14 protein-coding genes and 1 pseudogene are annotated in these 13808 nt (G+C 75.4%); 5 read left to right on the forward strand and 10 right to left on the reverse strand.

Annotated features, from left to right (window positions below):
- A pseudogene (locus ADL08_RS37045) lies at positions 1 to 224 on the reverse strand (hypothetical protein); the annotation flags it as partial.
- Positions 225 to 431: 207 nt separating this feature from the next.
- On the opposite strand from ADL08_RS37045, the gene ADL08_RS04955 reads away from it, so the two are divergent.
- A complete protein-coding gene (locus ADL08_RS04955; protein ID WP_053640806.1) occupies positions 432 to 1142 on the forward strand; it encodes a lysophospholipid acyltransferase family protein in 711 nt (236 codons plus the stop codon).
- Positions 1143 to 1169: 27 nt separating this feature from the next.
- Here ADL08_RS04955 and ADL08_RS04960 read toward each other — a convergent pair whose 3' ends face one another.
- The 6 genes from ADL08_RS04960 to ADL08_RS04985 all read right to left on the reverse strand — a co-directional run bounded on the left by ADL08_RS04960 (position 1170) and on the right by ADL08_RS04985 (position 7165).
- Positions 1170 to 2093 carry a glutaminase gene (locus ADL08_RS04960; protein WP_053640807.1) on the reverse strand — a complete coding sequence of 308 codons (924 nt, stop codon included), beginning with the start codon at positions 2091 to 2093 and terminating at the stop codon, positions 1170 to 1172.
- On the reverse strand, positions 2090 to 3181 hold the full coding sequence (locus tag ADL08_RS04965) for an enoyl-CoA hydratase/isomerase family protein (RefSeq protein WP_053640808.1): 1092 nt from the start codon (positions 3179 to 3181) through the stop codon (positions 2090 to 2092). The genes ADL08_RS04960 and ADL08_RS04965 overlap by 4 nt, the downstream gene beginning before the upstream one ends.
- 115 nt (positions 3182 to 3296) lie before the next feature.
- Positions 3297 to 3980, reverse strand: a complete 684-nt coding sequence (locus ADL08_RS04970; protein WP_053640809.1) for a GNAT family N-acetyltransferase — start codon at positions 3978 to 3980, stop codon at positions 3297 to 3299.
- 287 nt (positions 3981 to 4267) lie between these two features.
- Positions 4268 to 4972, reverse strand: coding sequence for a ribonuclease H family protein (locus ADL08_RS04975; RefSeq protein ID WP_053640810.1), 705 nt, complete (start codon positions 4970 to 4972; stop codon positions 4268 to 4270).
- Positions 4973 to 5036: 64 nt separating this feature from the next.
- Positions 5037 to 5954: an AAA family ATPase gene (locus ADL08_RS04980; protein ID WP_234351999.1), complete on the reverse strand. Its 918-nt coding sequence runs from the start codon at positions 5952 to 5954 to the stop codon at positions 5037 to 5039.
- Between the two features lie 2 nt (positions 5955 to 5956).
- The gene (locus ADL08_RS04985; RefSeq protein WP_053640811.1) at positions 5957 to 7165 is read right to left on the reverse strand and encodes an RNA ligase; all 1209 of its coding nucleotides are present in this window, start codon (positions 7163 to 7165) and stop codon (positions 5957 to 5959) included.
- Positions 7166 to 7358: 193 nt separating this feature from the next.
- Here ADL08_RS04985 and ADL08_RS37530 point away from each other — a divergent pair, with 193 nt between their 5' ends.
- Both ADL08_RS37530 and ADL08_RS04995 read left to right on the forward strand, forming a co-directional pair.
- Positions 7359 to 7733: a hypothetical protein gene (locus ADL08_RS37530; protein WP_053640812.1), complete on the forward strand. Its 375-nt coding sequence runs from the start codon at positions 7359 to 7361 to the stop codon at positions 7731 to 7733.
- Positions 7734 to 7847: 114 nt separating this feature from the next.
- The gene (locus ADL08_RS04995; RefSeq protein ID WP_053640813.1) at positions 7848 to 8420 is read left to right on the forward strand and encodes a dienelactone hydrolase family protein; all 573 of its coding nucleotides are present in this window, start codon (positions 7848 to 7850) and stop codon (positions 8418 to 8420) included.
- Between the two features lie 18 nt (positions 8421 to 8438).
- Here ADL08_RS04995 and ADL08_RS05000 read toward each other — a convergent pair whose 3' ends face one another.
- Positions 8439 to 8870, reverse strand: coding sequence for a protein-tyrosine phosphatase family protein (locus tag ADL08_RS05000; RefSeq protein WP_053640814.1), 432 nt, complete (start codon positions 8868 to 8870; stop codon positions 8439 to 8441).
- A gap of 202 nt (positions 8871 to 9072) precedes the next feature.
- Here ADL08_RS05000 and ADL08_RS05005 point away from each other — a divergent pair, with 202 nt between their 5' ends.
- Positions 9073 to 10242, forward strand: coding sequence for a YncE family protein (locus tag ADL08_RS05005; protein WP_107092075.1), 1170 nt, complete (start codon positions 9073 to 9075; stop codon positions 10240 to 10242).
- A 28-nt stretch (positions 10243 to 10270) separates the two neighbouring features.
- On the opposite strand, the gene ADL08_RS05010 is transcribed toward ADL08_RS05005, so the two are convergent.
- Positions 10271 to 11428 carry a transporter gene (locus ADL08_RS05010; RefSeq protein WP_324610447.1) on the reverse strand — a complete coding sequence of 386 codons (1158 nt, stop codon included), beginning with the start codon at positions 11426 to 11428 and terminating at the stop codon, positions 10271 to 10273.
- A 100-nt stretch (positions 11429 to 11528) separates the two neighbouring features.
- On the opposite strand from ADL08_RS05010, the gene ADL08_RS05015 reads away from it, so the two are divergent.
- Positions 11529 to 12908: an NAD(P)/FAD-dependent oxidoreductase gene (locus ADL08_RS05015; RefSeq protein ID WP_053640815.1), complete on the forward strand. Its 1380-nt coding sequence runs from the start codon at positions 11529 to 11531 to the stop codon at positions 12906 to 12908.
- Between the two features lie 195 nt (positions 12909 to 13103).
- On the opposite strand, the gene ADL08_RS05020 is transcribed toward ADL08_RS05015, so the two are convergent.
- On the reverse strand, positions 13104 to 13808 hold a 705-nt coding region (locus ADL08_RS05020), incomplete at its 5' end, for a hypothetical protein (protein WP_053640816.1).

Here is a 13808-nt window from a genome sequence, read left to right on the forward strand (position 1 = left end):
GAGTAGAAGCCCAGCCAGGTCGGGTCGGAGTCGCCCGCCCGGGACCGCTCCAGCCACCCCTCGGCGGACTTGAGCGCGGCGCGGGCCGGGGAGGTCCGGGGCGCGTGGGTCGCCGGGGCCGGGGCCGGGTCGGCGGTGGCCGCCGGGGCCAGGACCAGCGACCAGATCGCGCAGAGCAGCGCGGGGACGAGGGTCGCGAGTCGCCGCGCGGACCGTTCCACCGCCCGGCACCTCCCCCTCGTCCGTGCCGGCCCGTCGCGCCGGGCCGCCCGGGCTCAGCGTAGACCGGCGGGGAACGCGCCCGGTCACCGGCTCCCGCCCTGAGTACGGCGGAGCACGAAGGCTGAGTACGTCCGCCCATGCCGGGGCGGCCCCGGCCCGGCGACGATGACGGGGTCAGCGCATCGTCCTCGGCTCCAGGGGGCCCCTCCGTGCTCAGCCGCATCGCCGCCCGCGTCGTCCCGTTCTTCGGGCGACTGACCGTCACCGCCGACCCGGGGGCGTCCCTCGCGCCCGGCAGCATCCTGGTGGTGAACCACACCTCGCTCGCGGACCCGGCGCTCGTGCTGGCCGCGCTCCGCCGGCGGCTCGCGGTCGAGCCCGTCCTGATGGCCACCTCGGGGCTCTGGCGGGTCCCGGTCCTCGGCCGGGCGCTCACCCGCGAGGGCCACGTGCCCGTGCACCGCGGCACGGCCCACGCGGCGGCCGCCCTCGACCGGGCGGCGGTCGCGCTCGCGTCGGGGCGGCACGTGATGCTGTACGCGGAGGGTCGCATCCCGCCGCGCCGGGACTCCGCCGAGAACCCGCCCGAGGCGTTCCGGACCGGGCTCGCCCGCCTCGCCCTGGCCACCGGGGCGCAGGTGGTGCCGATCGGTCAGGCGGGGGCCCGGCGGATCACCTCCGGCGGGCGGGCGAAGCAGCTCGCCGGGGTGCTCACGGCGCCGGTCCGCAGGCCCGGCCTCCACGTCCACATCGGGGCGCCGCTGACGCTGCCCGCCGACGTGGCCGAGGCGACGGCGCTCGCGCACGGGGCCGTCACCGAGGCCTGGCGGACGGCGGCCGGGGCCCTGGGCGAGCCGGCCGCCCTCGGTGCCTGCGGGAGGCCCGTCGAGGCGCCGCGGGCGCGCCGGCGCCGGGGCTGAGGACCCGGGGCGCCGTCCGGTCCCGGGTCAGAAGACGGACAGGCCGGTGATGGTGGTGAACCGGTCGAGGGCGGCGACGCCCGCCACCGAGTTGCCCCGGCTGTCCAGGCCGGGGCTCCAGACGCACAGGGTGCAGCGGCCCGGGACGACGGCGACGACGGATCCGCCGACGCCGCTCTTGCCCGGGAGGCCGACGCGGTAGGCGAACTCGCCGGCCGCGTCGTAGGTGCCGCAGGTGAGCATGACCGCGTTGACCTGTTTGGCCTGGCTGCGGGTGAGCAGGCGGGTGCCGTCGGAGCGCAGGCCGTGCCGGGCGAGGAAGCCGGTGGCGAGCGCCAGGTCGGCGCAGGAGGCCTCCAGGGAGCACTGGCGGAAGTACTCGCGCAGCAGGTCGGGGACGGGGCCCGTGATGTTGCCGTAGGAGGCCATGAAGTGGGCGAGGGCCGCGTTGCGGTCGCCGTGGGCGGCTTCGGAGGCGGCCACGGCTGCGTCGAAGGCGAGGTCCGGGTTGCCGCTCTCGGCGCGCAGGAAGGCCAGCAGGCTTCCGGAGGCGTCGCCGGTGAGGCGGTGCAGGCGGTCGGTGACGACGAGGGCGCCCGCGTTGATGAACGGGTTGCGCGGGATGCCGTTCTCGTACTCCAGCTGGACGAGGGAGTTGAACGGGTCGCCGGAGGGTTCCCTGCCGACGTGGGTCCAGAGGGTGTCGCCCTCTCCGGCGAGGGCGAGCGCGAGGGTGAAGACCTTGGTGACGGACTGGGTGGAGAAGGGGCGGCGCCAGTCCCCCACCCCGTAGACGGTGCCGTCGAGTTCGGCCACGGCCATGCCGAAGTCGGCCGGGTCGCCGGCGGCGAGGGCGGGGATGTAGTCGGCGGGGGCGCCCCGGTCGGCGAGTTCCGCGATCTCCTCGGCGATGCGGTCCAGTACGGGCTGGAAGGAGGTGGTCGTGGTCACGGGCGGGCCCCGGGGTCCCGGCCGGTCGCCCCTTCGGCGCCGGCGAGTCCCAGGTCTCCGCCGGTCGGCCGCGCGAAGTAGCGGGCGACGTCCTCGTCCGTGACCTCGCCGAGGGTGGCGGGGGTCCAGTGCGGGTCGCGGTCCTTGTCGACGACCTGGGCGCGGATGCCCTCGACGAGGTCGGGGGTGGTGAGGGCGGCGCAGGAGGCGCGGTACTCCAGGTCCAGGACCTCCTCCAGGGTGGCGAGGGCGCGGGAGCGGCGCAGGACGGCCAGGGTGGCCTTGAGGGCGGCCGGGGACCTGGTGAGGAGGGTGGCGGCGGTCTCCTTGGCGGCGGGGAGGCCGGTGTCGAAGAGGCGCTCGACGACCTCCTCGGCGGTCGGGGCGGCGTAGCAGGCGTCGATCCACTCCCGCTGCCCGGCCAGGACGCCGGGCGGGGGCGTGGCGGCGTGGCGGGCGAGGGCCTCGTCGGCCGGCAGGCGCGTCAGGTCCCCGGCGAGGGCGGGGAGTTCGGCGGCGGGGACGTGCCGGTCGGCGAGGCCGGTGAGGATCGCGTCGGCGGCGCCGACGGGGCTTCCGGTGAGGGCGAGGTGGGTGCCGAGTTCGCCGGGGGCGTGTCCGAGGAGGTACGTGCCGCCGACGTCGGGGACGAAGCCGATGCCGGTCTCGGGCATGGCGATCCTGGAGCGTTCGGTGACGACGCGGTGGGAGCCGTGGGCGGAGAGGCCGACGCCGCCGCCCATGACGATGCCGTCCATGAGGGCCACGTACGGTTTGGGGTAGCGGGCGATCCGGGCGTTGAGCCGGTACTCGTCGCGCCAGAAGGCCGCCGACGCCGTCCCGCCCGTACGGGCGTCGGCGTGGATGGCGCGGATGTCGCCGCCCGCGCACAGGCCGCGTTCGCCCGCTCCTCGGATCACGACCGTCTCCACGGCCGGATCGTGCTCCCAGGCGGTCAGGGCCTCCTCGACGGCGAGCACCATGGCATGGGTGAGCGCGTTGATGGCGCGGGGCCGGTTCAGGGTGACGAATCCGGCGCGGCCCTCCGTCCGCAGGAGTACGTCGGTGGTTCCGGTCGGCACGGTCACTCGGTCCCTTCGGGCGGTACGGCTCGCTGTCCCGGCCACCGTACCGGGCCCGCCGGAGGGGGATCGGAGCGCGTGCGACCGCCGCCCCGGGGGGCCGGGGCGGCGGTCGCGGGCCTCAGGCCGGGAGCAGGTCCTGGGGGACGCGGACCTGGCGCGGGGCGGACATGCGGAGTTCGACGATGTCGCGGACGGCGGGCCATTCGTCGTCGAGGACCGAGTAGAAGGCCGTGTCGCGGACGGCGCCGTCGAGGCCGCGGGAGTGGGCGCGGCGGACGCCCTCGCAGGTCGCTCCGAGGCGTTCGATGGCGATCCTGGAGCGGGTGTTGCGGGCGTCGGCGCGCAGGGTGATGCGCCGGACCCCCCAGACCTCGAAGGCGTGCCGGAACATGAGGTACTTGGCCTCGGTGTTGATTCCGGTGCCCCGGGCGGCGCCCGCGATCCAGGTGTTGCCGATCTCGGCGGCGTCCGGGACGGCGGTCAGCGGATCGCCGTGGGGCATGCCGGGGACGGGGGGCCAGACCAGCGGGCCCCGCCAGTAGTCGAGTTCGAGGAAGCGGGTCGAGCCGACGACCCGTTCGTCGGCCGTACTGACCACGGCGAAGGGCAGGCACCGGCCCGCCGCCTGGTCCGCGAGGGCGCGGGCGATGTAGTCGAGGGCCGATTCGAGGCCGTCGGGGACGGGGGTGAAGGCGTAGGCCGATCGGTCCGCCCCGCCGGCCCGGGCGAGGGCTTCGGCGTGCCGCATCGCCAGCGGCTCCAGGCGCACGGAGCGCCCGGTCAGGAGAACAGGTACTGGCACGGAACCTCGGGTCTTTCACGGGCAGGGGAGGCTCCCGTCACGGAGAGCCCGCGACGGTAGCTGGAGGGAGGTTCTCGCCGGTGCCGACCATGTCGTGAGAACGACGAATGAGCAGGTGAGAGCGGTTCGTCACCGGTGCGAGGAGGACAGTATGCAGCCCCGGCCGCCCGGAGAACAGAACCCCGGACGAACCCGCGTACACGGGTGGGTGAAGCCTCTCCTGCGCCCCGGACGCGCCGGTCTCAAGCAACGGACGGGGCCGCCCGCCAGTCGGACGGCCCCACCGTTCAGACGCAGGTGGGATGGCCCCAGCCGTCGGGGTTCTTGCTGATGGTCTCGCCCTTGTCGTAGGCCTTTCCGCAGCGGCAGCGGCCCGCGAATCTCGCCTTGAGCGTGCCGCCGGACGGGCGTGTCCGGCGGGTGGAGGAGCTGCTCCCTGACCCGGTCCCGGAGCCGGAGGGCGCGGAGGAGCGCGAGCGGGGCGCGGAGACGCGGGCGGGCGCCTCCGGCGGGGGCAGCGGGGCGCCGGAGTCGGAGCTCGCGGCCTCCTGGGTGCGGGCGGTGTGGCTGGCCGCGCGGTCGGCGGCGTCGTTGAGGGGGTCGCCGTCGACCTGGTGCGCGGGGGTGTACACGAAGGCGACGTCGCGGCCGGTGAGCAGCGCGTCGATGCGGACCACCAGGTCCTTGTTGGCGACGGGGGTGCCGGAGGCGGTCTTCCAGCCCTTGCGGCGCCAGCCGGGGAGCCAGGTCGTGACGGCCTTCATGGCGTACTGCGAGTCCATCCGGACCTCGACGGGCACGCCGGGGTCGAGGACCTCCAGGAGTCTTTCCAGGGCCGTGAGTTCGGCCACGTTGTTGGTCGCCCGGCCGAGCGGGCCCGCCTCCCAGCGGTCGACCGACCCGTCGGCCCGGCCGATGACCCATGCCCAGGCCGCGGGGCCGGGGTTTCCCTTCGACGCGCCGTCGCACGCCGCGATGATCTTTTCCACCATCCCACGATCCTGACACGGCGCCGGGGGCGGTCGGTCCCGCCCCCGGCGGTGCCGGGCGCACCGGTCAGAAGGCGCCGTAGTTGACCTGCCAGGTGGGGAGGCCCATGCGGCGCCAGAGGGCCACGACGCGGTCGCGGTCGTCGAGGGAGACGCGGACGGCGTAGCGGCGGCGGACGTGGGCGTCGAAGAGCTCCGCCTTGACGAGGTCGTCGCCCCGGCCGTCGCCGGAGGCCCGCATCCACAGTTCGTCGTACGGCACCTCGTGCCGGTCGAGCCATTCCTCGGTGAGGGCGCGGTGGTCCTCGCTGCGGCCGGAGAGCAGGACGATCCGGTCGCGCTCGGCGTTCCGGAAGGCCCGCAGGGCGTCGCGGACGGAGATGTTGAGCGCGTCGCGGTCGCAGCGGGTGAAGTCGTACGGGCCGCGGTCGACGCGCAGGGCGAGGGTGCCGTCGATGTCGCACATGACGGCGGTGGGGAGCGCCGGGTCGGGGACGTAGGACTCGACGGCGGGGCGGTCGTTGAGCCAGTCGGCGGTCAGGCGCCAGCCGCCCCGGGTGGCCTTGGCGTGCTTGTCGGCGAGGATGCGGATGATCTCCTCGCCGACGGGCCGCTCGCGGGCGGCGTCGCGGCGGACGCACTCGTCGACGGGCACGCCGGTGAAGTCGTGGACGGCGAAGGTGACGTCCAGGCCCGCGACGGCGGCCTTGAGCCGCTTGGGGATGTGCGGGGTGAGGTGGGTGTTGTCGACGACGACGTCGAAGCCGCCGTCGACGGCCGCGCGGACGGCGGCGTCCTGGACGGCGAGGACGGTCTGCTCCCGGGTGTGCGAGCGGCCGCGCTCGGGGTCGGGCAGGTCGAGCATGGTGCGCAGGTCGTCGAGGTTGACGCGGCGCACGCGCCCTTCGGCGTCGGCCTGGAGGGCGCGGGCGGCCGTCGTCTTCCCCGAGGCGGGAAGTCCGGTCATGACGTGGACGACGGGCACGGTCAGTTCTCCTGGTCGTGGGCGAAGGGGTCGGTGGCCTCGGGGCGGATCTGCCGCCAGACGAGGAGGTCGGTCGGGCGCCCGTCGAGGCGCTGGAAGAGGGCGGCGCGCAGACCCTTGTCGGGCAGTCCGGCGGCGGCGCGGGCGAAGGCGGCCCGGTCGCCGGCGAGGTGGGCCAGGCGGGCGTGCGCCTCGTCGACGGCCCGCTCGCGGTCGGCGGCGGCCGTCTCCAGGTCCGCGACCACCCCGCGCACCCACTGGTCGAACTCGTCGGGGACCTGTTCCAGCAGGGCGTCGAGGGGCTTGCCGCCGGAGGCCTCGACGTCGGCGACGGAGCAGCCGAGGCCCTTGGCGACCTGGCCGGCGGGCAGGCCGGCGAAGCGCTGGACGCCGTGGCCGCGCCAGATGTCCCGCTCGGTAACCCCGGTGAGCACCTTGTGGAGGCGGACGTACTCGCCGAGCTTGGCCTTGGCGCGCAGGCCGGAGGCGAAGCGCAGCACGAAGCCCTCGGCGTCGGTGCCGGTGGCCGGGTGTCCGCCCGGCAGGGTGTTGGACTCGGTGAGGGCGACGAGTTCGTCGAGGGTGGCGACGGACCAGGTGCGGACGACGCTGCCGAGGGGTGCCCAGGAGGCGGCGGCCGCGGCGAGGGGCACCTCGGTGCCGTCCGGGCCGAAGGCGGCGAGCAGGACGAGGTCGCGGCGCTCGCCGTAGTTCACGACGATCCGGTTGCCCGGGTAGAGCATCTCGGCGAGGTAGGTGGTGCCGGGCGCCAGGCCCGTGGTGTCGGCGGCGTCGAGGCGGCGCTGCGCCCAGACGGCCTGGGAGCTGGTGAAGGAGCCCTTGGAGGCGGCGTGCCAGCGGCCCGCGTAGTGGAAGACCACGGCGAGGCTGCCGTCGACCTTGTCGTACACCTCGAAGGGCTCGTCGGGCAGCGGGGGCGCGTAGGGGCTGCCGTCGGCGTGCTCGGCGAGGTTGAAGAACTTGGGGAGGGGCAGGCCGACGATCCGCCCGGTGGTGTCGTCGGCGACGAGGCCGCGGCAGCGGAGGGTGGCCCGGTTCCAGTGCTGGGCGTACTGGCACGCGCGCGTGTACGTGTAGATCGACAGCGGCAGCTCGGGGTGCGGTTTCCGCGTCACGTGCCCGTCGGCGAGGGCGGCGGCGAGCTCGTCGGACGGCATCAGGTCGTGCAGAGTCAGGGTGTCCTGGCTCATGGGGTCCCCTCCCGTGGTGTTCGATGATCCATTCTCGGACGGAAGGGACACGAAGAACAGTGATTATCGGACCGGGAGCCGTCCGTCGGGGTGACGAGCGGGCTCCCGGCCCCGGTCGTGTCGGTGGTGCCCCGTAGACTCGCCGTCGCCCTGTCGGTGACGGACGCCGGCGCAGACGAAGGAAGCGAGCCCCATGAACCACGCGGACGGCACGGCACCGATCTACGCCGAGCTCATACGGGAACGGGGGGATGTTCCCGGTGACGTCCGCCAGACCGCGGAGGAGGTCCTGCGGGACCTGAGCCGGGTCATCCGGGTTCCGCCCCAGGGCGCTTCCGCGCCGCAGGGCGGCGTGGCGCACGCGGGCGCGCCGCATGCCGGGGCCGGTGCCCCGATGGGGCAGGGCGGTCCCATGGGCCAGGGCGGTCCCATGGGCCAGGGCGGTCCGATGGGTGCCGGGGGTCCGATGGGCCAGGGCGGTCCGGGCGGTTCGATGGGCGTCACGGGCCCCATGGGCATCGTGGGCCAGGCGGCGGGCGCCGTCGTCGCGCACCGGCCTCAGCGGTAACGTCCCCCTCGCCCCCGTGCCGGGGCGTTGTCAGTGCCGTGCGCCATGCTGCCTCCCGGGACGGCTCGCGCCACAAGGGGCGCGGGCCGCGCACGGCGACCAGGGGACGACGACATGGCCGAGGTTCTGCTCTTCCACCACGCGCTCGGGCTGACGGAGGGCGTGAAGGCGTTCGCCGACGGACTGCGGCGGGCCGGGCACACGGTGCACGCGCCCGATCTGTACGACGGGCGCACCTTCGACGACCTGGCGGCCGGAGTCGCCCACTCCTCGGAGACCGGCTTCGTGGAGCGCGCCGACCGGATCGCCGGAGAACTGCCGGAAGCCCTGGTGTACGCCGGGTTCTCGCTCGGCGTGATGCCCGCGCAGCGACTGGCGCAGACCCGTCCCGGAGCGCTCGGCGCCCTTCTGATCGGTGCCTGCCTGCCGGTGGACGTCTTCGCGGAGGACTGGCCGGAGGGCGTGCCCGTGCAGGTGCACGGGATGGACGCGGACCCCTACTTCGCCGACGAGGGGGACCTGGCGGCGGCGCGGGAGCTGGTGGCGGGCGCGGCGGACCGGGAGCTCTTCCTGTACCCGGGGACCGCGCACCTGTTCACGGAGCGCGGCACGCCGTCCTACGTGCCGGACGCGGCGGCGCTGTGCGCCGAGCGGGCGCTGTCCTTCCTGGAGGACGTCGGGGCGTGAACCGGTCCCGGGCTCACCTCACACCGTGAACCGACTCGCGTAGCGGCGCTGCCAGGGCGTCTCGACGGCGTGCCGGTCGTAGTGGCGGCGCACGTACGCGACCGCCTCCCCGGCCGGGACCCCGTCGAGGACGGCGAGGACGGCGAGGGCCGTGCCCGTACGGCCCCGGCCGCCGCCGCAGGCGACCTCGACGCGCTCCCCGGCGGCGCGTTCCCACGCCTCGGCGAGGACGGTACGGGCCGCGTCCCGGTCGGCGGGGAGCCGGAAGTCCGGCCAGCGCAGCCAGACGGACTCCCAGGGCACCTCGGGGGGCGTCCGGCCGAGGAGGTGGACGGCGTACGTCGGGGCGGGGCCCCCGGGCAGCGGGTGGCGCAGGCCCCGGCCGCGCACCAGGCGCCCGGAGGGAAGCCGCAGGACACCGGGGGCGGACTCCTGCCAGAGCTCGGTCATCGCGCCACCGTAGCCCCGGGACCCGGCGTCCCGCGGCGGAACGGGTCGTCCGTTCGGCCGACCCCGGTGTCGGCCGTCCCGCCACCGGACGGGGGCCGCCCGGCGGACCGTACGGGGACGGGCCGGGGCGGAGGATCGGCACAGGGCGCGGACCCGGCTCCCCCGGGGGCGTCCGCGCGGTCGCCGTACCGAGGAGTCCGTCATGACGAAGTCCCGCCGTCCGTCCCGTACCGCCCGGGTGCTGCTGCCCGGCGCGCTGGCCGCCGTCCTGCTCACGGGGTGCGCGCAGGGCTCCGGTGGCGCGGCCGGGGCGGGCCCGGGGGCGTCCCGCGGTCCCTCCTCGCCCACCGCCGGCTCCGCCGTGACCGTGGCGCCCTCCCCCGGTGCCGGGGGCGGGCCCTCCCCCGGCACCCTGCTCGTCGCCGACTTCGGCTCCGACACGGTCACCTTCGTCGATCCCGCGCGGGGAGCCACCGGGTCCGTGGAGGTGGGCACCGCGCCCTACGGGCTGGCGCTCGGCGCCGACGGGCGCGCGTGGGTGGCGACCGCCGAAGGGGTGGCGGTCGTGGACACCGCGGCCCGGAAGCGGCTCGCCCTGATCCCGTACCGGACGGACACCGGGCCCGCGACCACGGGCGAGTACCGGGGCGGCGGCATGGGCATCGCGCTCTCGCCGGACGGGCGCCGGGCGTACGCGGGGGTCAACGTGCCCGGCGGGAACGGCGCCCTGGAGGTGATCGACACGGCGGCGCTGCGGGTCACGGACGCGGTGCCGGTCGGCCGGCGCCCGTTCGACGTGGACGTGTCGGCGGACGGCGCCGAGGTGTACGCGACGAACCACGACTCCTTCGACGTCACGGTCGTCGCGGCGGGGACGCTGGAGCCCCGGCGGGTGGAGGTCGCCCCGTACGGCACGGAGGGCGGGCTCGGCTCCTGGCTCAAGCCGCACTACGCGGCGGTGCGGCCCTCGGACGGGAAGCTGCTCCTTCCGTTCGAGGGCGAGCGGCTCGCCGTGGTCGATCCCCGGACCGGCCGGACGGAGATCGAGCCGATGACCGCGCACACCCATCAGCACGGGGTGGCCGTGACGGCCGACGGGACGCTCCTGGCCGTGGGCACGGGGCCGATCGACCCGGACGCGGACCGGGGTCCGTCCCTGACGGTGCGCGCGCCGGACGGGACGGAGCGGGTGTACCCGCTGGAGGGGCCGCACGAGGACGTGGCCGTGTCCCGGGACGGGCGCACGGCCTATGTGACCGGCGGGTTCACCCGGGACGGGTACTGGGACGGCCTGACGGTCGTGGACCTCGCCTCGGGCGGCACCCACCGGCTGGCGGCGGGGTCGCGTCCCCTGGGGATCGCGGTCCTCTGAACGGCGACCGGGGGCCCGGGGGCGGGGCTCAGAGACCGGCGATCAGCCGGATGCAGATGATCTTGACGGTGATCGCGAGGGCGAAGAGGGTCGCGTAGCCGGTGTTGACCCGGCCGTCGGAGGCGCGGCTGCCGGCGTACGCGGTGATGGCGGGGTTGCCCACGTGGCCGGCGAGGAGCCCCAGGCCGAAGAGGGAGAACGCCTCGCGGCGGAAGGCGTAGCCCGAGGTGAGGCCGACGCAGGCGAGGAGGAGCAGGCCGATCTGGCGGAGCGTGAGGTTGGCCCGGGTCGGGAGCACCCGCACCAGGGGGCCGGTGCGGCGGAGGCGGCCGGGGACCATCGCCGTGACGAGGGGTCCGGCGGCGGTGCCGAGGGAGAGGACCGGGGAGAGGACCGTGGAACCGACGGTGAGCTTCGGGATGCCGGTGAGGAATCCGGCGGCGAGGCAGAGGCCCGTGCTGACGGCGCCGACCTCGCCGACCCCGGCCTCGGGGCCGCCGACGAGGACGACCCGGTCGCCCGGGACCAGGGCGTCGAGCGCGCGGGCGACCCGGGGGACGCCGCCCGCCGGACGGTCCGCGCCGGCGAGGAGCCGGCCGTCGGCGGCACCGGGGACGTCGGCCCGGCGGACCGGCCGGGTGACCTCGACGGTACGGGTGATCAGCTCCGCGGGGCGGCCGCTGCCGGGGTCGCGGCGGAAGGGCCGGTTCCGCACGGCGGCGACACCGGCCGCGAAAAGGATGGTGAGAACGACCGCGAGGGGGTAGCCGATGGCGTAACCGGTGGCGGGCTGGGCCGGATCGGGAGAGGAGGCTTGGGCGGCGGCGAGACCCGGGGTGGTGGTGCCGATGCCCGCGTAGCCGCCCGCCGGATGGGGACCGTCGATGCCGAGGACGGTGCTGCCGAGGAGACCGACGGCGAGGGCGGTGAGGACGAGGGCGACGACGGCTCCGGTCGTCACGGCCGGTTGCGGGCGGAGTTCGCGGAAGAAGGCGGGACCCGCCTCCGGGCCGACCGTGTACACGTACAGGGCGAGGCCGAGGACGGAGAGGCCCGCGGGGACGGCCGGACCGATGTCCGGGTCGAGCGCGCCGAGCAGCAGTCCGGCGAAGAGGACACCGGCGGCGCCGAGCCGCACGGGACCGAAGCGGACCGTGCCGAAGAGCGATCCTGCAGCAATGACGATAAAAAGGGTAAACCACGGATAGTCAGCAAAAAATGGTCACATGGTCATACTCAGCCACAATCAGTGGTTCCATGCACGCTCATACGAAAGGGCGGACAGCGTGACGCGACCGAGGATTCTCGTGGTGGGCGCCGGCTTCGCCGGAGTGGCCTGCGTACGGCGGCTCGAACGGCGGCTGGCGGAGCGGGAGGCGGTCATCACGCTCCTCTCTCCGTTCTCCTACCAGCTCTATCTGCCGCTGCTGCCCCAGGTCGCGGCCGGGGTGCTGACCCCGCAGTCGGTCGCCCTGTCGCTGCGGCGCAGCGAACGGCACCGGACCCGGATCGTTCCCGGCGGGGTCGTCGGCATCGACACGGCGGCGAAGGTCTGCGTGGTGCGGACGATCTCCGGGGAGTACGTGAACGAGCCGTACGACCATCTCGTGCTCGCGCCCGGCAGCGTGACCCGGACCTTCGACATCCCGGGGCTCACCGAGCACGCGCGCGGGATGAAGACGCTGGCGGAGGCCGTGTACGTCCGCGACCACGTCATCGCCCAGCTGGACCTGGCGGACGCGAGCAACGACGACGCGGAGCGGGCCGCGCGGCTGCAGTTCGTGGTGGTCGGCGGCGGCTACGCCGGCACGGAGACGGCGGCCTGCCTCCAGCTGCTCACCCACAACGCGGTCAAGCGGTACCCGCGGCTCGACCCCGACCTCATCAAGTGGCACCTGGTGGACATCGCGCCGCGGCTGATGCCCGAGCTGGGCGAGAAGCTGGGCAAGGCCGCGACGGACATCCTGACCCGGCGCGGCATCGAGGTGTCGCTCGGCGTGTCGGTGGCCTCGGTGGACGAGAAGACGGTGACGCTCACGGACGGGCGCGTGCTGCCGAGCCGGACCCTGATCTGGACGGCCGGGGTGGCGGCGAGCCCCCTGATCGGCACGCTCGGCACGGAGACCCTCAAGGGCCGGGCCGTGGTCACGCCCGAGATGGCCCTGCCGGGGCTCGACGGGGTGTGGGCGCTCGGCGACGCGGCGGCGGTGCCCGATCTCGCCAAGGGCGAGGAGGGGGCGGTCTGCCCGCCGACCGCCCAGCACGCGATGCGGCAGGGCAAGGCGGTCGCCGACAACCTGGTCTCGACCCTGCGCGGCGAACCGCTCCACCCCTACCGGCACAAGGACCTGGGGCTCGTGGTGGACCTCGGCGGGATGGACGGGGTGTCGAAGCCGCTCGGCGTGGAGCTGCACGGGATGCCGGCGCAGGCCGTGGCCCGCGCCTACCACTGGGGCGCGCTGCGGACCAACGTGGCCAAGACCCGGGTGATGACGAACTGGGTGCTCAACGCGCTGGCCGGGGACGACTACGTGCGGACCGGGTTCCTGGCGTCGAAGGCGGGGACGCTGAAGGACTTCGAGTACACCGACGCCTATCTGTCGGCGGATCAGGTCCGCAGCCACACGGCGTCGTTCCGCGGGGCGGTCGCGTCCGGCGGGAACTGAGGGACGGGAAACGACGCCACGGGGCGCCCGGCGGAGAGCCGGGCGCCCCGTGGCGTCCGTCGTGGACGGATGGTGTCGGCGGACCGGTTCGCCGGACGGGTGGTATCGGCGGACCGGTTCGCCGGACCGGCGGTGTCGGCGGACCGATTCGCCGGACCGGCGGTGTCAGCGGACCGGTTCGCCGGACCGGCGGTGTCAGCGGGCCAGTTCGGCTGTCGGGCCCATGACGACGACGGGTTCCCCGGCCGGGTCGAGGGACCGGAGCAGCTCGCGCAGGTCCTCGCGCTGCAGGGTCACGCAGGCCTGGGTGGGGCCCTGGTGGTCGACGTGGATCCAGACGCCGCCGCCCTTCTCGGCGCCGAGGGGGCGTTCCTTGTCGAGCGGGCTGCGGCCGGGCACCCGGTTGTAGTCGATGGCGACGACGTGGTCGAAGGAGCCTTCGAGGGGTTCGCCCACGAAGCCGGTGCCGCTGATCGCGAACTGCTCGTCCTGGTCGTACGGCAGGAGGGTGCCGGGGTCGGGCAGCCGGCCGCCCGCGTCGCCGAGCCGGAAGACCCCGATGGGGGTGCGCAGGTCGCCCGCGGTGTGGTCGGCGGTCCAGCCCCGGAGCGCGTTGTGGGTGCGCCAGGGGCCGCCCCGGACCTTCCAGCCGCCGGCCGGGTCGCGGGAGTAGAGCGTCGCGGTGGACCGGGTGGAGTCGGCGGTGGCGCCGGTGACCACGAGGGCCTGGGAGGTGCCGTCGGGGACGGAGGCGTGGGTGACGGGGCCGACGCCGGGGAGCCGCGGCTCGGGGACCGGGGCGGAGGTGATGCTGCCGGCGGCCCTGCCCGGTGAGCCCGGGGCGGGGTGGGCGCCGTCGGCGGGCGCGGTCGTGGTCGTGGTCGTGGAAGTGGGGGCGGG

Origin of the sequence: Streptomyces sp. NRRL F-6492, from assembly GCF_001280125.1 — a bacterium.
Lineage (GTDB): Bacteria > Actinomycetota > Actinomycetes > Streptomycetales > Streptomycetaceae > Streptomyces.

Coding starts and splice junctions, on each gene's coding strand:
- ADL08_RS04975 (WP_053640810.1), bottom strand. CDS start 4,972: ATGGTGGAAAAGATCATCGCGGCGTGCGACGGCGCGTCGAAGGGAAAC.
- ADL08_RS37530 (WP_053640812.1), top strand. CDS start 7,359: ATGAACCACGCGGACGGCACGGCACCGATCTACGCCGAGCTCATACGG.
- ADL08_RS04985 (WP_053640811.1), bottom strand. CDS start 7,165: ATGAGCCAGGACACCCTGACTCTGCACGACCTGATGCCGTCCGACGAG.
- ADL08_RS04995 (WP_053640813.1), top strand. CDS start 7,848: ATGGCCGAGGTTCTGCTCTTCCACCACGCGCTCGGGCTGACGGAGGGC.
- ADL08_RS05000 (WP_053640814.1), bottom strand. CDS start 8,870: ATGACCGAGCTCTGGCAGGAGTCCGCCCCCGGTGTCCTGCGGCTTCCC.
- ADL08_RS05005 (WP_107092075.1), top strand. CDS start 9,073: ATGACGAAGTCCCGCCGTCCGTCCCGTACCGCCCGGGTGCTGCTGCCC.